Raw genomic sequence first — 23266 nt, forward strand, 5'->3', positions numbered from 1 at the left:
GGCGGCAGCCTTTCTTGGAGTTGTGCCATTTTTATAAATGGGATGAAACGTTTCAGCAAGCTAAAAGATCGACACGGTGATGTCGCGGATAGCCCATTTCTGCATTCTGTGACCGGCTAAAATCGACCCCAAGATGCTCTTCGCGAAAGGCGGCAATCGGCCAAGAGCAGTCGTTCAGGACAGTGCAACGGCTGACCTTTGCCTCCGCGAAGAGCAATGATTGAGGTATCTTGTCAAGATGCCGATCCGCTGAAGACTCCAAGGAAGCCAATGCTCAGTTCACTCGTTTCAAATGGTCAGCTACAAGCGGCTGATCGCTCAGAACTGATGGTCCCCTGGTGGAGTTTCACGAAAACAGTCTTGGCTGCTACTGCCCTATCGTTGGTGCGTGACGGGTTGGTCGGATTGGACGACCCGGTTCTTGATCAGCCTTTTACGCTACGCCAGCTACTGCGGCATGAGGCCGGTCTGGCTGATTACGGAGAACTTGCGGAGTATCACTCTGCCGTTAAAAACAGTGAGCCAGCCTGGCCGGCCGATGAAATGATGCAACGCCTTGACGGTGCTCGACTCCGATACAGTCCCGGAAACGGTTGGCGTTACTCGAATGTCGGCTACCTGCTTGTCGGCAGGCTAATTGAACGGCTGACTGATCTGAAGCTTGATGAAGCGGTAATTCAACGGACACTTTCTCCTCTGGGCTTATCGAGTGTTCGCTTTGCAAAAACGCGAGCAGACTTACAAACGACCCACCTTGGAAGTGCCTCAAATTATGATCCCGCCTGGGTTTACCACGGCTTGTTGATCGGTGACATTTCGCAAGCAGCGTTATTTCTGGATCGACTCTTTTGTGCAGGCCTGCTCTCCACGGACTTGCTTCAGGAAATGCAGAGAGCACGAACATTGGGCGGCCCGATTCCCGGTCGCCCTTGGATCACGCCGGGCTATGGCCTTGGCGTGATGCAAGGGTCGATTGACGGCGGGTATTCGCTATGCGGGCACACCGGCTGCGGACCGAGCAATGTCATTGCTGTCTACCGTCTCTGCGACGGAGATGGATCGGCTTGTTGTGCTGCTTTTGAGGTGGGGTCCAGTGAAGGCTTCGTCGAAGCCATCGTCGTTGAGCAGCTCATGCAAGTTCTGCGTCAAAAGAGCTGACTGCATTCAACTCCTTTTAGCGTCGGTCAAAAGATTCGCCGAATGACCGCCTGGGTCGAAAGCTGCCTGTCCCCCCCGACTGCAATCGGCCATAAGCGGACGTTTGGAAACGCACGCTACCGGCCCATTAGCGGGCGTTGTCACTGCACCAAGCGTATAAAAAATCTGGACGACTCAGAGTGCTATTTTTCGAATCTCCTGGGCTTGTCGCATATAGTCTTCGTCTCTGCGTTTCAGGCATAACTTTAGGACTCGGAAACGTCCAAGACGAACACATCAATTAGCCCAACTAGCTCAGGCGGGAGCGTCTCTTTGATGCTGGCCTTCAGTTCCGAAGCGGAGTTTAAGGTTGTATTTTTTGTTTGCGACCAGTTCATCGCCGCCGAACCAGATCACAAGATAAATTCCCTGCTGCTCTGCGTCGGGATGGATGGAATATCGGTCATACAATTGCGCAAATGCGGCTGTGTATAGTCCTTTATGTCACTGACCTTTTCGCAACTATCACCGTAGACCGAGGGCGGCCTTTTTTTATTTTTTTGTAATCAGATCAGCCTGTTAGCTGTTAAGTAAGTGCCATTCAAATCTGTCCCCCTTTCCCCTATTCCTTCTTGTGTCATTTACCATTAAGCGCTGCCAGCAGTTTCCTCTCTAAAGCCTGAGCATATTCGACAGCGCGAGGCTCCACAGCAATAAGCTCTTTATCTCGCCTCAGAATATTCAACATTTTTTGCGTCAGCAGTAAATTTTTCGCCCAGACTGCCTCCGATAATTTTGAGGTTCCTTTTAGCAACTCGGCGTCATCCAGAAATCCTACCAGCACTTCCTTATCCAACTCGCGAACCACGATAGGCAATAATTCCGACGTATACATATCTTGCCTGACCGATCTGCAAAGGTCGCCAATATCGAGCTCAGTAATCGGAGTGTCCAGAATCGACCTGTGCCATGACTCAAGCGCAGACTCATCAGGCTCAACTTCCCACTTAAACCCATTACTCTCATCTATTTGACGAAATGTCTTTTTCATATACCCGCACCATTTAGAGGTCAGAGATACGTTTTAAAGTATCTAAAGCTGCCTGTCGGGCCGCTTGCGCCTCTGGGCTAATTACATTCTTAAGCGTTTCGGCATGGCTGGTAAGCCCTCTTAGCCATCCAAGCAGTTTCTCAGAGTGGCAGTATGCCTTCTCAATGCTGGGTAGTGATGTGCTTTCGAGCAGCCAGTGTCTGATCGCCGAGCTAATTGGCCTTCTCAACCGAGATTCCATCCTCACCTTTGAGCTCATTGGACCGTTTGGTGCCGTGGGCCGAGTGGCTGCTTCTGGCCGATAGCTGCCCGTCACGAACGGCAGTAATCGGCCAGAAGCGGTCATTCCGGAAGAAAAAAAAATCTGTCACCGTTTCAGTCACCTTTTCACCGTTGCGCTTGACCCTATTCCCTCCTTGCGGCCACATACGCGTACTGATCCAAAAACAAGGAAGACTCTCACATGCCCCGCTTGGTTTGGCTGCGTGACCATATGCAACACAGCGACACCCTGGCGCAGTGGCTGCATCAGCAGTTCGCATACGAGTTTGTTGAGCAGCCATTGGCCGATTGGCAACGCGAATTCGCGGAAGGCCAGGGCAACGGTGATTGGCAATGTCTGATCGCCCTAGAGAATGACCGGCTACTTGGCGGCGCTGCACTTGCCGCCAGCGACTTGCCCGAACGCCCGGAGCTGGGGCCCTGGTTAGCCTGCGTCTTTATCGCCCCGCAGACAAGGAAGCGAGGGTTGGCGGAACAATTGATAGAAGGCATCTGCGACGCCGCAAAGGCCAACGGCACCACGCGGTTGTACTTGCACACCTATGATCGCAGCGACTACTACGCCAAGCGTGGATGGCAGGTGCAGGAGTTTTTTCGGGCGTGGGGTAAGGAGCAGCGATTGATGCTGCGGGATCTTTGAACTCGCTCAGGTTTGCAGCATAAGATGGAGAGCAAACGCCTGGGAGCGCGGATGTTCGCAATAGGGACGAAAGGCTAGAAGCTGCTAATTCAGGAATGTCCGCCGCCAAAAGCAGTTATTAATAGATCCTATATGGCGGTAATTTAAGATTTGCGCCTTTAAGCGTTAGTGATCTGCGCTCTAGCGCACTAACAGGGCTTTAGCTTTTCGATCTGCGCAGTAGAGTGCCTGAAAGGAAATCCAAATTTTATGTGGCCGGCGAAGTGTATGATTACGCCAGCTGTATACTTGAAAGTGATGATCTTTATGTTTGCCATGATACGTCATGCGCGACGGAGAGCGCTTTAAGTAATTGCTTTAGGGAAATAAGCTTAACAGCCTTCGGCAGGAAGCTACTCATTAGCCTGCATCAGTTCCAGAGTGATATGATCTGGCCCGGTCACATATACAACTAGAGTTCCCTTGCGTGGGCCTGCGGGAATCGCTTGAGGCTTGCCTCTTGCTTTCCAGCCTGCTTGCTCAATGCGTTCGAGTACGGCGTATATGTCTTGCACTCTCAATGCCAAATGCGCTGAACCAATCGCTGATGCCGTAGGTGGGGTGATACCGTGGCGGTCACCCTGCGAATATTCCAGCAACTCTACTCGGCTGCCATCCGGGCCTTTGACTATCGCCGTTCGCACGCTCGGATCGGCGGTGCCGGTTACTTGCAAAATGAATGATCCGCCCATTTCCGACTGACGCTCAAGAGTGAACCCAAGTCCAATTGTCCAGAAGCGAATGGCTTCTTCCAATGAACTGACTGCGAAGCCAATATGATCGACGGCATGCACCATGTGGTTAGAATTCATCAAATGATCCTTTAAAGGTTCACGGGCCAAATAGGGAGGTGAGCTTGCGCATCCAGCTGTTACGGCCAAAACACAGAAAATAAATGTGTGAGAGGTACGCATAATCAGGCCAATCCAAGAGAAGCAACATTTGCGATTTTTAGACATTGAGTATTCCTCTGACCGGTCTTATTCTCCATTAGGCATTCAGGATATGGCTACCTCGGATATGACATTGGATAACGTAAACCAGCCATGAACCGCGCGCTTATGCCACTGTTGGCGATAGAGCAACGCGACCGGGCGATCCGCGAAACGGCGCCTCACACTCATACGACAGGCCAACTAATCGCAAGCCTTGCCGGCCTGCTTTCCGTCAGCACTGACGGCGGCTCATGGGTAGTGCCGGCTACCCATGCCATTTGGATACCTCCCCGTGTCGCACACGCGATGATGTCACATGGCGCTTTTGCAGGAGCGATGGTCTATATCGCGGAGCAAGAGTGCGGGATCCTGCATCAAATGCCATGCACATTTAGGGTCAGCAGTTTGCTGCGCGAAGCGGTAAGCCGCGCTGCGTCGTGGGGACAACCCCCCCGCAACGAAATGGAGTCGCGGGTTGCAGCAGTCATCTTGGATGAAATTGCTACCTCACCCGCTGAACCCATCGGTCTGACGCACCCCAATGACCCGCGCTTGAGGCGTATCACCGATGCGATACTTGCTCAGCTTGATGACAATAGATCACTTGAGGATTGGGCTGCTTGGTCAGGTATGGCACCTAGAACACTTGCCCGGCGTCTGGTCGCTGAAACCGGTTTTAGTTTTTCTGAATGGCGACAACGTGCACGCACGTTGCGCGCTATTCAACTATTGGTCGAGGGGATGTCAGTGACGACAACGGCGATTGAGCTTGGCTACGAAAATATTAGTGCTTTCATTGCCATGTTCCGTCGGATAATGGGTGTTACGCCAGGACAATATGTGCGAGCGCAGACACTGATTAGCAAAGAGGCAATTTCTAGATCAAGTTGATGGGTGTACGCGAAGTCCATGCTTCGCCTAATTGTGCGGCGCCAAGTGCTAAGGTGCTTTTGTAGAGAGCGCTGCGCGCACCACGCGATAGCCTTGCGTACGCCGCAATGATGTCCATTGGGAAAAGAGAACAGATTTATTTCTCTGTTCTAAACGTCCGCTTCTGGCCGATTACTGCCGCTCGTGACGGGCAGCTATCGGCCAAGAGCCGCCAGTCGACGTCCCTTAAATAAGCGCTAAGCAGGGTAAATTTCGCGATGAAAAGCGGGATAGCTCATACGAAAATTAATGCGCTGTTAGGGGCTAGCACCTATACGTGAGGCCGAGCGCGCAGGGTTCGGGGATCGGCTCGGTTGTACTCGCACAGATTTTCGAAGCAGCGGATGCAGCTGCACTGCCGATCACAGTAGGTGCCCTCAAAGAAAGTGCCTGGAACCGTTTTACATCCGCCATGGCTTCGTGTTCGTCGAAAGCAGTGAATTCGACAATTATTATGACCGTCAGCACCTTACGCCGCGCTGTGCACCTTGCCAGCCAGGTGAAATGATTTGAATCCAGCGCCCGCCTTCTAGACAATCCCCGCCTTTGGCTCGAAAGGATGCGTGCGATGAAGTTCGAAGGGACTTTCCAATACATGGGCAATCACGGGATCGTGTTCAACGTCTCGCAGATCACCCTCACTGACAGCGAACGCGGGCGGCTGCGCGAGCTGCATTTTGGTGAGGCGAAGAGCGCGCACTACGAGGTCAACCGCAAGGTCGTCGAGGTGTACGACAAGATGCTGGCCAAGAACCTGCCGTGCCTGATGATGATCGGCATCTCCAAGCCGCTGACCCGGCAGCAGGGCGATGTGCTCAACGCCCAGCGCACCAGAATCGCCAACCTGGCGGCCTCGGCGTTCGCGGGCGCCACCTCTTACGTTGCCTCCCCCTACGTGGGGGCCCCCGTCGGCGCCGGTGTGCGCATGTACGTGAATGAAACCCTGCCCACCTATCATGCAGGCGACATACTGGTGAGCATCGAGGCGCAGGTGAACGGCGGTATCGGCCCGCAACGTACCGCCTCGACACTGATCATCAAGACCTGACGGGAGAAACCCATGTCTGACATTACCCAACTGGTCGCTGCTCTGGTGCTGTTCTTTCTGCTCGATCGGTTTCTGAAGTCGTACCCGCTTCGCAAGTGGTTAGGGGTACTGCTGGTGGCGATGGGGGCGGTCGGCTGCGTTGCGGCGAGCCACATCCGCTTGCTTGGATTTGACCTGGGGTTGCTGTCGATCTTTGCCGTTGCACTGGGGGTGGGGTTGTTCCTAAAGCGGCGGCGGTTCGAACAGATGGGTTGAAGGTGGCAGGGGTTCTCCGCGGTTTAGTGCTCCAATGCCTGTCATACAGGAAGCAGCGGCGCAAACATTTGTTGTGATGCTTACGGCAGCGCTCTCTCTGCGACAGCCCTCCAGCGCCCAACCCATGATCGTTCCCAAGCACCGCGTGGGAACGATCAGCATGGCGTTACGCCGTGGCGTGTGCTCCATCCACAACGACGTTATACGGCGCTTGCTCACGATCCCGCAGGCCGTAGTCACGAATGACCGAAGTCACGCGAACGCGGTAATCGTCGAAGATCTTGTCGCGCCCGGCGCGTTGTGCAGACAGGTGCGCGGTGACGTTGCGCCACTGCACCACGGCTTCCTCATCGCGCCAGGTGGTCACCGACATCACCTTCTTGGGGTTCAGCGTACTCTGAAAACACTCGACGGAGATAAACCCGTCCATGGGTTCCAGCAACGGGGTCAGCTTATTGACCAGGTCCACATAGGTCTCGCCCTGACCGGGCAGTGCCTGCAATTCGAATAACACGACGATCATGTTTGACTCCTCATCCTTGACGGTTTTTTTCAGGTGGTCTTAAACGGCGGCGGTTGCCCGCCGCCAGTGGGTTAACGGGGGCCCAGGTTGTTCAGCCAGGCGCGCATCACGTTGCCAGCGGCGCGGGTCAGGCGATCGCCCAGGCCAGCGGCCGTGGCGCGCAGTGCGACGACGTCGATGCCGGCGTGGGCGAGTTCGCTGGCGTGGCCAACCAGCCACTGTTCGATGTGGGGGGTGTTGGCTTCGAGATGAAACTGCAGGCCCAGAATCGTGCGGCCCACGGCAAACGCCTGGTGGGCGCCCACTGGTGTGCTGGCCAGCAATACGGCACCGTCGGGCACATCGAACTGGTCGCCGTGCCAGTGCAACACGGGCGTGTCCATCAGCGCGGCGAGCGGTGAGTCCTGGCCGGCCGGAGTCAAGGTCAACGCGGAAAAACCGATCTCCTTGACGCCCATCGGGTAGACCTTGGCATGCATGGCGCGGGCGATCAGCTGTGCGCCCAGGCAGATGCCCAACAACGGTTTGCCGGACGCCACGCGCTGGCGCACCAGCTCCAGTTCGTCGTGCAGAAACGGGTACAGGTCCTCGTCATACGCGCCAATCGGGCCGCCGAGCACAATCAGCAAGTCGGCCTGCAGCACCTGCTCCCTGTAGATGGTGTCCACGGTGGGGTCGAGGTAAATCAGGGTGTAGCCTTCATCGGCCAGCACCACATCCAGGGTGCCCACGTCTTCAAAATGAATGTGGCGCAGTGCAATAGCAGTTTTCATGGAAACACTCAGCGGTTGAAATAAGGGCCTGACGGTTTATGCAGTGGGGTTGAGGTCGACCTTGATCGTCCCCGATTGCGGGAAGGTGCAGCAGGCCAACGCAAAGCCTTCGCCCTTGTCCTTATCGGTCAGGCAAAAGTCGGGCTCGAGGGTGTATTCGCCCTCGGACAATTTGATCCGACAGTGGCCGCAGATCCCGGCGCGGCACAGGCTGCGCACTGCAATGCCGCTGGATTCGAGCATCTCCAGCAGGCTCTTGCCGGCGGGCGGTTCCAGCAACTCGTCGGTGTGGCTTATGTGCAGGCGCAGCGCAGCGCTGGTCGCAGGTTGCGCCTGCGCGGCCCTGACCGGCGGGGTGAAGGATTCGATCAGCAATTGGCTGTCCGGAAACAGCGCCAGCGTCTGGTCGCGCAAGCCTTGGGCAAAACGATGACTGCCGCAGATCACCACCGTGTCCGGGTTACCCAGCAGGTTCAGGTCGGCGGCGGTGGGGCGGCCGGCCCTGAAATGGCCGTTGCTGCGCACCGCTTCGCGGGTAATGAAGACCTGCAGCGAAAACCAGCGGGTGTTCAGTTCCAGGTCCAGCAACTCATGCAGGAAGGGAATGTCGGCCACCGTCGGCACACATAACAGCAGGCTTACCTCGGGCACCGCCAGGCCGCGTCGTGCGCGTTCCAGCAGGCCGCGCAGCAAGGCGATTGGCAAGGTGATGCCGATGCCGCCAGCGAGCATGCCGACGTGCTTGCAGCCGATGATCGACCCCAGGCTGATGTCCCCGGCCACAAACTCCACCGCGACCTGCGAGCCCTCCTGCAAGGTAGCGTGCAACTGGTCCGAGACCCCGCCATGGCCTTCGCGCTTGACCGCAATCTCGAACCCGTCGGCGCCTTGCCTGCGAGTGATCGAATACAGCCGTTGCTGCGGCGTGCCCGTAGTGTCCGGAAAGCGCAGCGCCACGTGCTTGCCGGGTTCCAGGCGGTCAAGGAACTCGGCGTGGGCGCCCACGGCGCGCAGGCTGAAGACGTTGATCGCAGCGGTTTCAATGGTCACGCGTTCGCAACGGGCCTGCAGTGGGGTCATGGCGTTCATGCGCGGGCCTTCTCGCTCAAGGTTTCGATGGCGTGTTCGGCGCTGCTAAGGCCTTTGCCGGTCAGGCCGATACGGTCGATCAGGGCCTGGAGCGAGTCGGTGTATACGCTGATTTCGTTGTTGTCGCCCACGTCATGCAGGATCTCGCTGGCATGCGGCATCTGCAGTATCGAGAACACCTTGGCCCATGCGCCCATTTCGTTGTTGGCGAACATCTGCACGGTGCACAGGATGATTGAGCGCAGGTACTCGCGCTCGGTGCGGCTCAGGCCATGAACGATGTCGGAGGCGACGAAACTGAACACGCTGGAATGGCTCCATTCATCGATGGCGTGGGTGCGTGTGACCTCGTGGCACACCGCCTGGATGCTGGTGTCTTCGGCCATGGTCTTGAGGTAATCGGTGATCAGCGTTTCACTCGCGCACGCCACACCAAAACGGGTCAGGCGGCGCTCCCATTCGGCCGTGCAGTTGGCCAGCAGGGCTTCGCGCCAGGTCACCAGGTTGAACGCGCTGAAATCCAGCGGGGTCAGTTTGCGCATGTCGTAGATGTAGTTGCAGGCCATGCTCGACATGCGCGTGTGCAGGGCTTCGTCCAGCAGTGCCTGGGACATCACGTCCTGCAGCAGGGCGCGGTTCTGGCTGTGTGGCGGGGTCTTGATGATGTCCTCGCAGGCGGGCACCACCACGTCGCATTCGATGTAGATCGTCTTGAGGTTGTAGATGCCCCACGCGTAGGACAGGCACTTGGATTGCAGGTCCTGCGGTGCTTCGAGCCAGGCCTGGTGATGACGGAACGGCAGCAGCGACAGGCTGAAATCCTGCTTCTTCGGGTCAAAGGCCAGGCCCCAGTAATCCGGTTGCGGATTGTTCACGGCAGCGCGGGTTTTCCAGAGCCCGGACAACTTGGCGAGCATGTTTTGTACCACGTCATCGGTACCACAATTCAAACGGTCCATGTTTTAACTCCAAAGAAAACAGCTATTGGTGTTCGGGTTATGAGTGCAGTCCTTTGCAAACATGACGGGGCCGCACAAGCGGGTTGCCGCGTAATAAATGCGGGACGTTGCCCTTCAAGTTTGCGCCAAAAAAAGCGGGGGATATTGCTCCAGGTCAGTTGAATTGCGGGTGTAATGCGGGCATTTTCCGGGCTTTGGCCAAGTGCCGTTCTTGCATCAGGGTCAGCGCGACCGTCAGGCCCATAAAGGCAGCAATGGCCCAGAAAATCGAGTTGTGGTGGCCTTGGTCGAGTAGCCAGGCGAACCCGACCGGGCCGAGGGTGCCGCCGATATTGAAGCCGGTGGAGACAATGCCGAAAGTCTTGCCTTCCGCGCCTTTCGGCGACGCTGCGCGCACCAGCATGTCGCGGGACGGCGCGATCACCCCGGTCAGGAAACCCGCTACACCGAGTACCAGCAGCAGTGCCAGCTCGCTCAAGTGCGCCGTGGCGACCAACAGTATCAACCCGCAGGCCAGGGCAAACGCGCTGGCGGCCACCACGCCATGGCGGCGGGTGCGGTCGGCCAGTGCGCCGCCTGCCAGCACGCCAAAGGCGCTGGCAAACAGGAACGCGGTGAGTGCCGAGTTGGCCCAGGTCAAGGCCACGCCCTGGCCTTGCATAAGGGCCGCGACCGAGAATTTTTCAATTGCGCCGGTGCTCAGGTTCAGCAGCACGAATAACAACGTCAGGCTCAGCACCATGGGCGACAGCAACGGGCGCCGACGCGTGTCGAGGGGCGCCGGGTCGGCCGCTGGCGACACATAATTGACTTGGGCCAGTGCCGCGCCAGGTATCGACAACACCGCCAGCGCGACAAACCCTACGCCTGCGGCGGCGGCAAACGCCATGGCCGGCGTGCTCGCCACGGCGATGCTCAACAAAAACACCGGGGCCACGGCGGCGCCGAGGAAGCCGGCGAAGGTGTGCACGGAGAATGCTTTGCCAATGTGGGCAGGGTCAATATGGCGGGACAGCAGGGCATAGTCGGCCGGGTGGTAAACCGCGTTGGCGACGCCGGCCAGCGCCATGCCGATCAGCAAGCAAAGGTAGTTGGGCACGAGTGCAATCAACAGGAAACTGCTACTGCCCACTGCCAGCGCGGCTAACAGAAGGCGCCGTGCGCCGAAACGGTCCACGGCAAATCCCATCGGCGCCTGCACCAGCGCGGTGACGATGTTGAACAGGCTCAGGGCCAGGCCCAACTGCACGTAATCGACGTCGAAAAAAGCCGCGAGGAGGGGAAACAACGCCGCCAGCACCATGATGTGCAGATGACTGACAAAGTGCGCGGCTGAGACCTGCGGCAGCAGTCCGATACGAAAAGACGTCATGGCAGAACCTGTGGAAATGGGGGTGACAAAACCGGCGCAGAGCTTAGTGGGGCGTTGGTCTTGCGGGATAGTCCAATGTTCAAAGGTTCACCAGACCACTTTGCAGCGCTACTGGTCTCGCGCCGTGGCGCCGCGCCGCGCAGTGGTCTGCAACGCTGGCGCAAACTGGTATACCGGCGCGGGCCGTGTGCCGCTAGGGTAGACGCCGTTTGCCAATCGACGTTTTCACAGGGAGTGACCATGCCGCATTTCGCTTATCGAGACGGGCACGCGCTGCCGGTGCTCAGTGGCGTCGCACTGGCCCAGGCGGACGGGGATGTGTGGCGTGCCATCGACGCCGAGCGCCAGCGCCAGATGCAGTCAATCGAGCTGATTGCTGCCGAGAATTTTGTCAGCCGTGCAGTGCTTGAAGCCCAGGGCTCGGTGCTCACCAACAAGCATGCCGAAGGGTATCCGGGGCGCCGTTATTACGCCGGCTGCTGCAACGTCGACGCGGTAGAAGAGCTGGCCAACGAGCGCGCCCGGCGGTTGTTCAACTGTGCCTACGCCAACCTGCAACCCCACTCGGGCAGCCAGGCCAATCAGGCGGTGTTTCTGGCGCTGCTGGCACCGGGCGACAAGATCCTCGGCCTGGACCTCAAGTCCGGCGGGCACCTGTCCCACGGTGCGGCGTTCAATATGTCCGGGCGCTGGTTTCAGGCCCTCAGTTATGGCGTGCATCCGCTGACCCATCGGGTCGACATGGACCAGGTCGAGCAGATGGCCCGCCAGGAACGCCCGCGATTGATCATCGTCGGCGCTTCGGCCTATTCACGGGCGCTGGACTTCGCGCGCTTTCGCGCAATTGCCGACGAAGTCGGGGCCTTCCTGATGGCCGACATTGCCCACGTCGCCGGACTGGTAGCGGGCGGTGCGTACCCGTCGCCGGTGCCGTTCGCCCACGTCACCACCATCAGCACCCACACCACACTGCGCGGGCCGCGCGGCGGGATGATCCTGTGCAACGAGCCGGGCATTGCGCAGAAAATCAATGCGGCGGTGTTTCCCGGCCTGCAAGGCGCGCCGCTGATGCACACGCTGGCGGCCAAGGCAGTGGCGCTCGGCGAAGCCTTGCAACCGGCGTTCAGCACCTACGCGCATGCGGTGATTGCGAACGCCCAGGCCTTGTGCGGGCGTTTGGCCGAAGGCGGGTTGTCGGTGGTCTCGGGCGGCACCGACTGTCACCTTGGCGTGATTGACCTGCGGCCGTGGGGCCTGGTCGGCAATGTCGCCGAACAGGCGCTGGAAGCGATCGGGATTACCGTGAACAAAAATATCGTGCCGGGCGACGAGGTCAAACCCAGTGTCACCTCCGGCATTCGCATCGGCAGCGCGGCCTGCACGTCGCGGGGCATGGGCGTGGATGAATTTCGCGAGATCGGCGACATGATCCTCGCCATGCTCGGCGGCGTGCGCAGCGGCGCCCTCGACAGTCGCACCGAGCGCTCGATTCGCGAAGGCATCGGCGAACTGACCAAGCGTTTCAAGCTGCCTTACTGAGCGGCTGCCTCTAGATTTTCAGCGCATTGGCCAGGCGCAGCATGGCGGCTTCGATTTCATACGCGGTCAACGACGAGTAGCCCAGCAGCCAGCCGTATTGCTGCGGTTCGCCTGCGTACAGCTTGCTGAGTCCGGACAATTGCACGCCGGCGGTGGCCGCCTGGCGGATGGTTTTTTCTTCGCTCCAGCCCGCTTTCAGCAGACAGGGAATCTGCAACCCGCCCGGCGGAAACTGGGCGGTGACGACCTCGCCCAGGTACTTGCCAATGGCGTCATGCATGATCGAGCGGCGCCCGGCATAGAGCTTGCGCATGGCCCGCACGTGGGCGTTGTAATGGCCGTCTTCCATAAACCGCGCCAGGGTCAGTTGCAGCACTTGCGGCGTATGCCCGTCCATCATGCTGCGTGCGTAGGCAAAGGGCTTGACCAGTTCGTGGGGCAGCACCATGTAGCCCATGCGCAAGCCGGGGTAGAGCGTCTTGCTGAACGTGCCGATGTAGAGCGTGCGCTGATACTTGTCCAGACCCTGCACGCAGGCGGTGGGTTGTCCGTCGTAATGGAACTCGCTGTCGTAGTCGTCCTCGATCAGCCACTTGCTTTTTTCCGCTGCCCAGTTGATCAACTCAAGGCGCCGTTCCAGCGGCAGCGTCACGCCGGTGGGGTATTGGTGCGACGGTGTGACGTACACGCAGTTGGCGCCGCTGCGGTCGGCGTACAACAGGTCGGTGCGGATGCCGCGTTCATCGACATCGATGGGCAGCACCTTGGCTTCAGCGATCTCGAAGGCTTTGCGTGCGCCGTAATAGCCAGGGTTTTCCAGCAGGATCGGCTTGCCGGCATCCACCAGCAGCTGCGCGCAGAGGTACAAGGCCTGGCGCGTGCTGCTCAGCACCAGCACCTGATCGGGCGAACACTTGGCCCCGCGCTCTAGGTTCAGGTAGGTGGCAATCGCCTTGCGCAGCGGCTCGGCGCCTTGCGGGTCGCCGTGCAAGAGCACGTTGGCGCGATAGTCCTTCATCACCTGGCGTTGCAGGCGTTCCCAGACATCCGTGGGGAAACTGCGGGTTTCCGGCAAACCGGTGGCGAAGGCCTTGATGACTTGCTGGTCGCTGACGCCGCCCGTTTCGAAGATCATCCGCCCTCGCTGGCTCAGCTCGGCGCCGGGTGCGGCGGCGTTGCTGCGCACTTCCTGGGCCTTGATGCGCCGGCGTGTGGCGCCGCGCAATTCGACGCCGACCGTGTCGCAGACGTAACTGCCAGCACCCTCGCGGCGTACGATAAACCCGTCCCGATGCAACTGCACGTAGGCGTTCTCGACGGTGTCGCGGGCGCACCCCAGTGACGTTGCCAAGACCCGTGTGGCAGGCAGTTTCAGGCCGGGGCCGAGGGCGCCGTCGAGGATCAGTGCGCGCAACGCCCGCTGGATGCGCTGGTGCAAGTCCAGCAGCTGAAACTCCACGTCGTTGAGGCGCATTTTCAGGGTTTCGAGCTCGAAGGTTTTTGCCATGCGGTCTGCTCCGTCCTTTGGAATTGGCCTGTAATGGCAGGCCAGTCTATCCGTAGAATCCAGCCCTCGCCAGCCCGGCCCCGGCGCGTGGCAAGCCCGCACGATGCGAGTGTTCTTGAACAGGAGTTACGCGACGATGGCCAGATCCCACAACTTCAGCGCCGGCCCCACGGCGGTGCCGCTGGAAGTGCTCACCCAGGCACACGAAGAATTTTTTGATTTTGCCGGCACCGGTATGTCGGTGATGGAGATCAGCCATCGCTCCCGCGTGTTCATGGACGTTGCCCGCCAGGCGGAGCAGGACCTGCGCAACATTCTCGGCGTGCCGGACGCATACAAAGTGTTGTTTTTGCAAGGCGGCGCCTCGCTGCAGTTCGCCCAGGTGCCGATGAACCTGTTGGGCGACAAAGGCACGGCGGACTACCTGCACACCGGCCTCTGGTCGGGTAAGGCGATTGAAGCGGCGCGGCGTTATTGCGATGTGCGAATCGCGGCCAGTGCCCGCGCAACCGGCTTCGACCGCGTGCCTGACGCAGCGAGCTGGCACCTCAATCCTGACGCCGCCTACCTGCATTACACCGAGAATGAGACGGTCCACGGCGTGCAATTCATCGCCCCGCCCGACAGCGCCGCGCCGCTGGTGTGTGATGCCTGTTCAAGCCTTTTGTCCAAGCCGATGGACGTCGCCCGGCACGACCTGGTGTATGCCGCCGCGCAGAAAAACATGGGGGTGGCCGGGTTGACGGTGGTCATCGTCGACTCCGCATTACTGGAACGCTCCCATGCCTTCACTCCGGACATTCTCAACTACGCCCACATCAGCGATGCGCAGTCGATGCTCAATACCCCGGCGACGTTTCCCTGGTACCTCACCGGCCTGACGCTCAAGTGGATCAAGCACAACGGCGGCCTGCCGGCCTTGCATGAGCGTAACCAGGCCAAGGCGCACCGGCTCTATCGCGCCATCGACGAGAGCGGCGGGTTCTACCGCAATCGGGTGCAGCCGGCGTACCGCTCGATCAACAACGTGCCGTTCGTGCTGGCGGATTCGACGCTGGAGAAGACCTTCTTGCGCCGCGCCGAAGCCGCCGGCCTTAACGGCTTGAAAGGCCACGCCAGTGTCGGCGGCCTGCGCGCCAGCCTCTACAACGCCGTCTCGTTAACCGCAGTCGAGGCGCTGACTGACTTTATGGCTGACTTCGCACGCGCACATGGGTAACCGCTCCTGCGCGAAAAGTGGTCTGGTCTGCTGCGCACAAGCGTAGGGGCAAACCCCACCATTCAACGGCTATAAATGACCGCCTGGCCACGGCCTGATCCATTGTCCAGCAAGGAGCCAAGACTTATGCCCTCTACTCAATCCCAGTCGTCCCTGCGTCTGCGGGATGTGCTGCACCCGGTGGTTGCCGGGCTGATTTCGGTGATCGTCAATTACGGCGGCACCTTCATTCTAGTGTTCCAGGCCGCCAAGGTTGCCGGCCTCAGCCCTGAGCTGACGGCGTCGTGGGTCTGGTCGGTGTCGATTGGCGTCGGTGTGACAGGGTTGTTCCTCAGTTGGGTGAGCCGCGAGCCGATCATCACCGCCTGGTCGACCCCGGCGGCGGCGTTCTTGATCGTTGCCCTGGCGACCACGCCCTACGCCGAGGCGATTGGTGCGTATTTGATTTCAGCGGCGGCGTTCGTGCTGCTGGGGGTATCCGGCTATTTTGAAAGGGCTGTGCGCCTGATCCCGCCTGGCGTTGCGGCGGGCCTGCTGGGCGGCATTCTCTTGCAGTTCGGCATCGGTGCATTCGCGAGCATGACGGTCGACCCGCTGTTGGTGGGGCTGCTCATCGGCGCCTACATCGTGTTCAAACGCTTGAGCGCACGCTACGCGGTGGTCGGCATTCTGGTACTGGGGCTGGGCTTTTTGCTGATGCAGGGGCGAGTGGATTTTTCCGGACTGGCGCTGGCGTTCGCCACACCGGTATTCACGCGGCCCGAGTTCTCGCTCAATGCGTTGCTGAGCGTGGCGTTGCCGCTTTTTTTGATTACCCTCACGGGGCAGTACATGCCGGGCATGCTGGTGCTGCGCAATGACGGCTTCAAGACCAGTGCCAACCCGATTCTCAGCGTGACCGGGCTGGGTTCGCTGCTGATGGCGCCGTTCGGCTCCCATGCGTTCAATATCGCGGCAATCACGGCGGCGATCTGCACCGGCAAGGAAGCGTCCGAAGACCCTTCCAAACGCTGGATCGCCGGGGTAGCGGCAGGGGTGTTCTACATCCTGGTGGGGATTTTTGGCGTAACCCTGGCGGCGGTGTTCATGGCCTTTCCGGCGACGTTCATTACCACCCTGGCCGGGCTGGCGCTGCTCGGCACCATCGGCGGCAGCCTGGCCAATGCCATGGCGGACGTCAAATCCCGTGAAGCCTCGCTGATCACCTTTCTGGCGTGCGCCGCCAACATCACCTTGCTTGGCATTGGCGGCGCGTTCTGGGGCTTGCTCATCGGCCTCGCGGCGTATGCGGTACTCAATGGGCAACTGCCACGTCGTGAAAAAACCACTGCGGTGACCACCAAGGGAGCGACCCGCTGATGACTGGGCAAGCCGAACACCTCACCACGCTCCACGCCGACCATGGTCGCTATCCGCAGGCGGTCAGCGTCGAGGACTTTCGTCGCAATCTTGCCGCTGTGCAGCAACGCATCATTGATGCCTGCCACCGCGTCGGGCGTGACCCGGCCACCGTGCGGTTGCTGCCGGTCAGCAAGACCTTCGACGAAGCCCATCTGCGCCTGGCCTATGCCGCCGGTTGCCGCCTGCTCGGCGAAAACAAGGTGCAGGAGGCCCAGCGCAAGGCGCAAGCCATGAGCGACCTGCACGACCTGCAATGGTCAGTCATCGGCCACCTGCAAACCAACAAGGCCAAGCAGGTTGCGCGTTTTGCCAGCGAATTCCAGGCGCTCGACAGCCTGCGCGTGGCCGAAGTGCTGAACCATCGCCTGCAGCTCGAAGGTCGGCAGATGGATGTGTTCGTGCAGGTCAACACCTCGGGCGAAGCCAGCAAGTACGGCCTGGCTCCCGAGGATGTGGCGGCGTTCATCGCGGCGCTGCCGGCATTCCCGGCGCTACGGGTTCGCGGGCTGATGACCCTGGCGCTGTTTTGCGCCGACGTGGTGCGGGTGCGCCCCTGCTTCGTGCGCTTGCGTGAATTGCGCGACCGCTTGCTCGCGCAGGTGCCCGAGGGCGTGTCGCTGCAGGAGTTGTCGATGGGTATGTCGGGCGACTTTGAAATTGCCATTGAAGAGGGTGCAACCGTGGTACGCGTCGGCCAAGCCATCTTCGGTGCCCGCGCCATGCCAGATGCCTATTACTGGCCCACGGCCGACGCCAGACCGCGCAACGACGACGAGTTGCCGGCGCTCGCCCCTTAACGTTGATTGATCTCTATAGGAGGCCTGCAATGTCCGCAGCACCCGCTTACCTGATGCACACCTCGTCCCGTCAGCCGGTCTCGTTCAGCCGAGGCCTGGGCGCTCGCCTGTGGGACACCGACGGCGTTGAATACCTGGATGCCATCGCCGGCGTGGCCGTGACGAGCCTGGGGCATGCCAACCCGGAAATTGCCACCGCCATCGCCGAGCAGTCCACGCAGTTGCTGCACACCACCAACATGTTTCGCATCCCGTGGCAGGAGCAACTGGGCGAGCGGTTGTGCCTGTTGTCCGGCATGGAGCGCGCGTTTTTCTGCAACTCCGGCGCCGAGGCCAATGAAGCCGCGCTGAAGCTGGCGCGGTTGCACGCCCATGCCCGAGGCGTGGCCCAGCCGCAGGTGCTGGTGATGGACAACAGCTTCCACGGGCGCACTCTCGCCACGCTGGCGGCCACCGGCAACCCGGCGGTGCACGCCGGTTTCGAACCGTTGATGCCCGGCTTTGTGCGCGTGCCGTACAACGACATCGAGGCGATTCGGGCGGTTGCGGCGCAGTCACCCAACATCGTTGCCGTGCTGGTCGAACCGGTGCAGGGCGAGGGTGGGGTGCATGCGGCGTTCGCGGGCTACCTGCAAGGGTTGCGCGCCCTGTGCGATGAACACGACTGGCTGATGATGATTGATGAAGTGCAAACCGGCATGGGCCGCACCGGCGCCTGGTTTGGCTTTCAACACGCGGGCATCGAGCCGGATGTCATCACCCTGGCCAAGGCACTTGGCAACGGCTACCCGATAGGCGCATGCCTGGCGCGGGGCAAGGCCGCCGAGCTGTTTTCCCCCGGTCACCATGCGTCCACGTTTGGCGGTAACCCGCTGGCCTGCCGCGTGGGGTGCACGGTGCTGGACATCATGCAGCGTGAGCACCTGCCACAACGCGCCGCCGCCAGCGGCCGACGCCTGCTGGCCGCGCTCAAGCTGGCGCTGGGCAACCATCCCGAGGTGGTGGCCATTCGTGGTATCGGCTTGATGGTCGGCGTCGAACTCAACCGCCCGTGCGGCGAGCTGGTCGACCGCGCCCGTGAAGAACAACGCCTGCTGATCACCGTCACCCGTGGCACCACCATGCGCCTGTTGCCCGCACTGATCTGCGATGACACACAGATCGACGAGATCGCCGCACGTGTCATTCGCCTGCTGTCGCCCGCTGTTTGAATTTGTTAACCAAGGACGCCCCCACCATGTATGACTCAACGCTCACCCTGGATGCTTTCGACCCTGAACTGCGTGAGGCGATTCATAACGAAGCGCATCGCCAGGAAGACCACATTGAGCTGATCGCGTCGGAGAACTACGCCAGCCCGCTGGTCATGCAGACCCAGAGCACGGTACTCACCAACAAGTACGCCGAGGGCTATCCCGGCAAGCGCTACTACAGTGGTTGTGAATACGTCGATGTAGCCGAGCGGCTGGCGATTGAGCGGGTCAAGACCCTGTTCAACTGCGACTACGCCAACGTGCAGCCTCACGCGGGTGCGCAGGCCAACGCGGCGGTGTTCCTCGCGTTGATCAACCCCGGTGACACGGTGATGGGCATGAACCTGGCCCAGGGCGGCCACCTGACCCACGGTAACCCGGCGAACTTTTCGGGCCGGCATTACAAGATCGTGCCCTACGGGCTGGACCCGAAAACCGGTTTTCTCGACTACGACGAGATGGAACGAATTGCCCTGCAGACGCGCCCGAAAATGTTGATCGGCGGCTTCTCGGCGTACTCGCGCTACAAGGACTGGGCACGCATGCGCACCATCGCCGACAAGGTCGGCGCCATATTCTGGGTCGACATGGCCCACGTCGCCGGGTTGGTCGCCGCCGGCGAATACCCGGACCCGCTGCCCCATGCGCATGTGGTCACCAGCACCACGCACAAAACCCTGCGCGGCCCACGGGGCGGTTTGATTCTGTCGAAGGGCCAGGACGAAGCCTTCTACAAAAAACTCGATTCGGCAGTGTTTCCCGGCGTGCAGGGCGGCCCGCTTATGCACCAGATTGCAGCCAAGGCCGTAGCGTTCAAGGAAGCGCTGACGCCTGAGTTCCGCGTCTACCAGGCCCAAGTGGTGATCAACGCCCGCGCCATGGCGGCGGTGCTGCAAAAGCGCGGCTACAAGATCGTCTCGGGCGGAACCGACAACCACATGATGCTGATCGACCTGTCCGACAAGCCCTACACCGGCAAGGACGCCGATGCGGCATTGAGCAGCGCCTACATCACCGCGAATAAAAACTCGGTGCCGAATGACCCACGCTCACCCTTCGTGACCTCCGGCCTGCGCATCGGCAGCCCGGCGGTGACGACGCGGGGCTTCGGTGTCGAGGCCTGCGAGCAAGTGGCAGGGTGGTTGTGCGACGTACTCGACACCCTGGAATATGGCGACAGTGACAAGGTCGGCCACCACGTGCGCGAACAGGTTGTCGCACTGTGCCGGCGTTATCCGGTTTATCGCTGAATGGGTTTGGGGGGGGGCCGTGTGGACGGCCCCTGATTCACGCCTTTACCCGAAAAGGACGCTCATGCAGCCTGCTTCCAGCGTTATCAGGCGTTCGATCTGGGGGAGTGGGTGCGTCGTGATGATCTGCCGAAGACTGATCCCGGTGAGCCCGAAAGTCACAGCCCAGGGCACGCCCCAAAAAATGATCTCGATTTGCTGGCTCACCGGGTCCTGCCGCTTCAACTGCGTGTTGGAAGTGGAATCAACTTTTCATGTGATCGTAATGGCGGGTGGTCAGGGTTACATCGTGCACGTTCGTAACGGACTGCTCTTAAAGCACTTCGGTGGTGATATTGAGAATTTGATCCGCATCCCGGAGCTGCGTAGCACCCTCGTTTCACATGGGCTGTGGCTTAGGCTTTTCAAAGGAGAGGCTGAGGTCTGGTGCACTGAGCGTTAGTCTTTAGATGGGATTAGGAATATCCAAGTCTCGCTCGCGGATGGGTTATTACGGGGGAGGGGTGGTACTCACCCAAAAAAGTAGTCAGGAATGACGGGCAGTAAGCGGCCAAAAAGAGACGGTGGCCATGTGGGCTGTGGGCACGATTTCAGCCTCAATGTAAGCAATGAGGCTAGCGCGCAGCCCCTGCAAATGTGGTGTCCATCGTATGTCGGTCGTATTCCAGCAGGTATGTATGATGCAGACGATACAACTGTGAAAGCAGATTTTTGTTGGGGCCGACCACATCCATACCTCTGTCGTCGTAGGGAAAAACCATAACGTGCCTCTTCAAATTGAAGAGGTATAAAACGCAGTTGGGTTTAGGCTGAATTGCGGCAAAGTCCCTAGCCAAAGCACACCAAAGAAATGCTTGAAGCAGAGTCGCAGGCGCTTCAAATGCGATGTTGATCCAATATTCCGGCTCCCTTTCGCAAAACCATTCCTCCGGATCTATTTCCTCACTCCAGACTGAGCACTCCGTGGGTATGTTAATGCCGGCAGATCGAAGGGCGTGAATCAGGGGCCGATGAGCAAATCGGTTGCTGCCAGAATGAATGCGCAGACAAGCAACAAGCGTCGCGTCCTCAAGAAAGATATCGCTGCAGATCTTTGTTGATTTTCGTAGTGCTGATAGAAATTGCTCAATCACTCCACCAGTTTCAGAGAGCTCAAAACGCAGACCTCCTGGATAGGAATAGAAAAGTGGCCTGTCAAATGCTTTACCCCCAAAGATCCTCTCAATTTCAAGTTGTAGATTCACTTGATCCCTTCATGGCTAATAGCCCGGCTCCATAGTTTGGGCGGTGCAGACGGATATTACTGTATACGTAAAATCTGAGCTAAGCCGCGAGCGTCCGCTTTTGGCCGTTTTCTACCTGTGGCTACTGGTTGAAAACGACCCATAGCGTCCGGTTAGCATTTACTGAAATCGAGCGGCTATTGCCTGTCGCTGCTATGCAATCTGCTGCTAAGCGAATTTGCCGACCGTCGTCAAGCTAGCCCAAGCACACACAGGTTCACGTCGCGAGCGCACTGCCAGCAAGCGTAGAGGTTCGCAAAGTCGTAAACCCCGTACTCCATTTTAATTTACCATTCGCAGGCGTTCCGTTCCGGCGCCGCTCAGCCTACGTCTGCACTCCGAATTTCCAATGGAAGGATCCCGCTTCATGTCCAATACTTTGTTCCGTACACTCGCCTTATCCAGCCTGTTAGTCCTCGCCAGCTGCTCCACTGCAACACCAAGCGTATCGACGCCTGTCACCTCCAAGGCGATCGAAGCCTTCGTCGAAATTTGTCTGAAGACCGCCCCCTCGTTCGCCGGTTCTGCTGAAGCGGCCAAGCGCTTCGGCATCAACGACCTCCAGGACATGGGTTTCACGCGCATCGGCTTCACCGCGGACAAAAACCTCTCCGTGCAACTTTCCGAAAAGGAATGCGTCGTTACCACTCCGAAGCAACCCGACGACAGTCTGACCCGCCAACTGCTGAGCGCCGCGCAGACTTACTCGCAAACGTCGGTAGCAGATCGCGTGCCATCGAAGGTGCGCATCCAGGACAACAACTTTATTCTTCAGCATGATCGCAACGGCGGTGAAGCGTATGTGCTACTGCGGAACAAGTAATTAGCACTTTTACCCCGCGTACGAAAGGGCCCGCAAAGGGGCTTTTCTCGAAGAAGAACAGGGGTCAGACCACAGAAGAACAGGGGTCAGACCACTATTATTAATCGTGGTCTGATCCCATTTTCACAGGCGGTTACCTTGGCTAAGCGAGTACGATTTTTCAGCAGAATCGGCCAAGAGCGGTCAGTCGACTGATTAGGTGGAGACGGCCCACAGGCGGACATAACATCAGGAGGATAAATAACGCTCGACTCTCGCTTCCAGCAGCTTGATCAAAGCAGGTGCCATATATTCGTAATCATCCGAAATATTCAGACAGATGATACGTTTATTGGCCAATGCCGAGGTGAAGCGAGCAGTCAGTTTCTTTCGATGGATTTGCTCCATAACAAAAATGAGATCGGCCCACCCTAGAAGCTCCTGGCTTACAGGCACATCCGCATCGTTATTGACACCAGCCGATGCTGTATCAACTCCCGACCAATCAGCAAAAATTTGCTCGGCGGTCGGACTACGTAGGCGGTTTTTGCCGCAGATGAACAACACATTCAAAGTGGGTTAGCTCCAAACTGTTCCGGAGATCCGAAGCTCAGGTTCGGATACGTTGGCGTACTCACAGCGTAGCTTCTGGGAATAAAAGGAATGTGTCCGTTCTGGCCGATTATTGCCTGACAACAAGGGCTGCTATCGACGTTCTCTGCCAGTCGCGCGAGATAGAAAGCGATCCAATATAGATAGTCCACGTCGAGCGCAACAAACTGTCGGGATGAATTACTCCCCGGATTGCAAGCGCTCGATAGCTTCGAGAAGCTGGCCGTCGAAGTACTCGGTTTCATCTCGTTCCTGATCTTTCATGTGGCGCTTCGCTTCAATCAGCAAGTGTTCCGTCGCGATATTCTGATTCAAAAAAGTAGCGACCATAAGATCATTCAAACTCTCTAAAGGTGTGTCCCATGCCTCCCTGCAACGCTGAATGATTCCTGTGGGGGTATCGCCACTCCATGGACCTAAAATATCCGACACTGCCAGGGTAGAGGTCATGAGGCTGCCTTTGAGAGAAATTGCAGAGCTGGTAATTTCGCACGCTCGGGAGATTGATGAATAGCGAAATCGGCCAGAAGCAGCCCTCCGATGCGTCTGCAAAACTCGAAGCCATTCCAG

General features: G+C 59.0%; 24 protein-coding genes and 1 pseudogene. 14 read left to right on the forward strand and 11 right to left on the reverse strand.

Features of this window, described 5'->3' with window-relative positions:
* Nucleotides 1-270 precede the first annotated feature (270 nt).
* The gene (locus BFP95_RS25305; RefSeq protein WP_065890393.1) at nucleotides 271-1158 is read left to right on the forward strand and encodes a serine hydrolase domain-containing protein; all 888 of its coding nucleotides are present in this window, start codon (nucleotides 271-273) and stop codon (nucleotides 1156-1158) included.
* A gap of 616 nt (nucleotides 1159-1774) precedes the next feature.
* Here the strand turns inward: BFP95_RS25305 and BFP95_RS25310 are convergent.
* Nucleotides 1775-2188, reverse strand: coding sequence for a contact-dependent growth inhibition system immunity protein (locus BFP95_RS25310; protein ID WP_065890391.1), 414 nt, complete (start codon nucleotides 2186-2188; stop codon nucleotides 1775-1777).
* A gap of 463 nt (nucleotides 2189-2651) precedes the next feature.
* Here BFP95_RS25310 and BFP95_RS25320 point away from each other — a divergent pair, with 463 nt between their 5' ends.
* Complete coding sequence (locus BFP95_RS25320; RefSeq protein WP_065910868.1) at nucleotides 2652-3110, forward strand: GNAT family N-acetyltransferase; 459 nt, start codon at nucleotides 2652-2654, stop codon at nucleotides 3108-3110.
* Between the two features lie 392 nt (nucleotides 3111-3502).
* On the opposite strand, the gene BFP95_RS25325 is transcribed toward BFP95_RS25320, so the two are convergent.
* Complete coding sequence (locus BFP95_RS25325) at nucleotides 3503-4108, reverse strand: VOC family protein (protein WP_256530441.1); 606 nt, start codon at nucleotides 4106-4108, stop codon at nucleotides 3503-3505.
* A gap of 87 nt (nucleotides 4109-4195) precedes the next feature.
* Between BFP95_RS25325 and BFP95_RS25330 the strand changes: the two genes are divergently transcribed.
* From BFP95_RS25330 to BFP95_RS25340, 4 genes and pseudogenes are all read left to right on the forward strand, one after another.
* Nucleotides 4196-4975: an AraC family transcriptional regulator gene (locus BFP95_RS25330; RefSeq protein ID WP_225930642.1), complete on the forward strand. Its 780-nt coding sequence runs from the start codon at nucleotides 4196-4198 to the stop codon at nucleotides 4973-4975.
* Nucleotides 4976-5282: 307 nt separating this feature from the next.
* A pseudogene (locus BFP95_RS30115) lies at nucleotides 5283-5527 on the forward strand (GNAT family N-acetyltransferase); the annotation flags it as partial.
* A gap of 55 nt (nucleotides 5528-5582) precedes the next feature.
* Nucleotides 5583-6062, forward strand: a complete 480-nt coding sequence (locus BFP95_RS25335) for a hypothetical protein (protein ID WP_065874198.1) — start codon at nucleotides 5583-5585, stop codon at nucleotides 6060-6062.
* A gap of 12 nt (nucleotides 6063-6074) precedes the next feature.
* Nucleotides 6075-6317: a hypothetical protein gene (locus BFP95_RS25340; protein WP_065874196.1), complete on the forward strand. Its 243-nt coding sequence runs from the start codon at nucleotides 6075-6077 to the stop codon at nucleotides 6315-6317.
* A gap of 166 nt (nucleotides 6318-6483) precedes the next feature.
* On the opposite strand, the gene BFP95_RS25345 is transcribed toward BFP95_RS25340, so the two are convergent.
* From BFP95_RS25345 to BFP95_RS25365, 5 genes are all read right to left on the reverse strand, one after another.
* Nucleotides 6484-6840: an antibiotic biosynthesis monooxygenase family protein gene (locus tag BFP95_RS25345; RefSeq protein WP_065880860.1), complete on the reverse strand. Its 357-nt coding sequence runs from the start codon at nucleotides 6838-6840 to the stop codon at nucleotides 6484-6486.
* A gap of 71 nt (nucleotides 6841-6911) precedes the next feature.
* Nucleotides 6912-7613, reverse strand: coding sequence for a glutamine amidotransferase (locus BFP95_RS25350; protein WP_065874192.1), 702 nt, complete (start codon nucleotides 7611-7613; stop codon nucleotides 6912-6914).
* Nucleotides 7614-7649: 36 nt separating this feature from the next.
* Nucleotides 7650-8702, reverse strand: coding sequence for a 2Fe-2S iron-sulfur cluster-binding protein (locus BFP95_RS25355; RefSeq protein WP_065910869.1), 1053 nt, complete (start codon nucleotides 8700-8702; stop codon nucleotides 7650-7652).
* Entirely contained in the window at nucleotides 8699-9661 is a 963-nt protein-coding gene (locus BFP95_RS25360; protein WP_065910870.1) for an AurF N-oxygenase family protein, read from the reverse strand. The genes BFP95_RS25355 and BFP95_RS25360 overlap by 4 nt, the downstream gene beginning before the upstream one ends.
* A 154-nt stretch (nucleotides 9662-9815) precedes the next feature.
* Nucleotides 9816-11033 (reverse strand): MFS transporter, encoded by a 1218-nt coding sequence (locus BFP95_RS25365; RefSeq protein WP_065910871.1) that lies wholly within the window; start codon nucleotides 11031-11033, stop codon nucleotides 9816-9818.
* Nucleotides 11034-11273: 240 nt separating this feature from the next.
* Here BFP95_RS25365 and BFP95_RS25370 point away from each other — a divergent pair, with 240 nt between their 5' ends.
* On the forward strand, nucleotides 11274-12572 hold the full coding sequence (locus BFP95_RS25370) for a serine hydroxymethyltransferase (protein ID WP_065874184.1): 1299 nt from the start codon (nucleotides 11274-11276) through the stop codon (nucleotides 12570-12572).
* Between the two features lie 10 nt (nucleotides 12573-12582).
* Here BFP95_RS25370 and BFP95_RS25375 read toward each other — a convergent pair whose 3' ends face one another.
* On the reverse strand, nucleotides 12583-14079 hold the full coding sequence (locus tag BFP95_RS25375) for a MocR-like pyridoxine biosynthesis transcription factor PdxR (protein WP_065910872.1): 1497 nt from the start codon (nucleotides 14077-14079) through the stop codon (nucleotides 12583-12585).
* Nucleotides 14080-14215: 136 nt separating this feature from the next.
* Between BFP95_RS25375 and serC the strand changes: the two genes are divergently transcribed.
* The 6 genes from serC (at nucleotide 14216) to BFP95_RS30120 (ending at nucleotide 20441) form a co-directional block, all read left to right on the forward strand.
* Complete coding sequence (serC, locus tag BFP95_RS25380) at nucleotides 14216-15298, forward strand: 3-phosphoserine/phosphohydroxythreonine transaminase (protein ID WP_065874180.1); 1083 nt, start codon at nucleotides 14216-14218, stop codon at nucleotides 15296-15298.
* 126 nt (nucleotides 15299-15424) lie between these two features.
* A complete protein-coding gene (locus tag BFP95_RS25385) occupies nucleotides 15425-16657 on the forward strand; it encodes a benzoate/H(+) symporter BenE family transporter (protein ID WP_065874178.1) in 1233 nt (410 codons plus the stop codon).
* Nucleotides 16657-17496, forward strand: a complete 840-nt coding sequence (locus BFP95_RS25390) for a YggS family pyridoxal phosphate-dependent enzyme (RefSeq protein ID WP_065874177.1) — start codon at nucleotides 16657-16659, stop codon at nucleotides 17494-17496. Before BFP95_RS25385 ends, BFP95_RS25390 begins: the two co-directional genes overlap by 1 nt.
* 29 nt (nucleotides 17497-17525) lie before the next feature.
* Nucleotides 17526-18707 carry an aspartate aminotransferase family protein gene (locus BFP95_RS25395; RefSeq protein WP_065890593.1) on the forward strand — a complete coding sequence of 394 codons (1182 nt, stop codon included), beginning with the start codon at nucleotides 17526-17528 and terminating at the stop codon, nucleotides 18705-18707.
* A 26-nt stretch (nucleotides 18708-18733) separates the two neighbouring features.
* On the forward strand, nucleotides 18734-19999 hold the full coding sequence (gene glyA, locus BFP95_RS25400; RefSeq protein ID WP_065910873.1) for a serine hydroxymethyltransferase: 1266 nt from the start codon (nucleotides 18734-18736) through the stop codon (nucleotides 19997-19999).
* Between the two features lie 64 nt (nucleotides 20000-20063).
* On the forward strand, nucleotides 20064-20441 hold the full coding sequence (locus BFP95_RS30120) for a hypothetical protein (RefSeq protein ID WP_256534317.1): 378 nt from the start codon (nucleotides 20064-20066) through the stop codon (nucleotides 20439-20441).
* A 172-nt stretch (nucleotides 20442-20613) separates the two neighbouring features.
* Here BFP95_RS30120 and BFP95_RS25410 read toward each other — a convergent pair whose 3' ends face one another.
* Nucleotides 20614-21243 (reverse strand): DUF3885 domain-containing protein, encoded by a 630-nt coding sequence (locus BFP95_RS25410; protein WP_065874167.1) that lies wholly within the window; start codon nucleotides 21241-21243, stop codon nucleotides 20614-20616.
* A 406-nt stretch (nucleotides 21244-21649) separates the two neighbouring features.
* Here BFP95_RS25410 and BFP95_RS25415 point away from each other — a divergent pair, with 406 nt between their 5' ends.
* On the forward strand, nucleotides 21650-22105 hold the full coding sequence (locus BFP95_RS25415; RefSeq protein ID WP_065890594.1) for a hypothetical protein: 456 nt from the start codon (nucleotides 21650-21652) through the stop codon (nucleotides 22103-22105).
* 228 nt (nucleotides 22106-22333) lie between these two features.
* Here the strand turns inward: BFP95_RS25415 and BFP95_RS25420 are convergent, their stop codons facing one another.
* Nucleotides 22334-22657, reverse strand: a complete 324-nt coding sequence (locus BFP95_RS25420; protein ID WP_065874164.1) for a low molecular weight protein tyrosine phosphatase family protein — start codon at nucleotides 22655-22657, stop codon at nucleotides 22334-22336.
* 219 nt (nucleotides 22658-22876) lie between these two features.
* Nucleotides 22877-23146 carry a hypothetical protein gene (locus BFP95_RS29645; protein WP_065946353.1) on the reverse strand — a complete coding sequence of 90 codons (270 nt, stop codon included), beginning with the start codon at nucleotides 23144-23146 and terminating at the stop codon, nucleotides 22877-22879.
* Between the last annotated feature and the right edge of the window lie 120 nt (nucleotides 23147-23266).

The organism is Pseudomonas sp. 58 R 12, assembly GCF_900005865.1.
GTDB classification, from domain to species: domain Bacteria; phylum Pseudomonadota; class Gammaproteobacteria; order Pseudomonadales; family Pseudomonadaceae; genus Aquipseudomonas; species Aquipseudomonas tritici.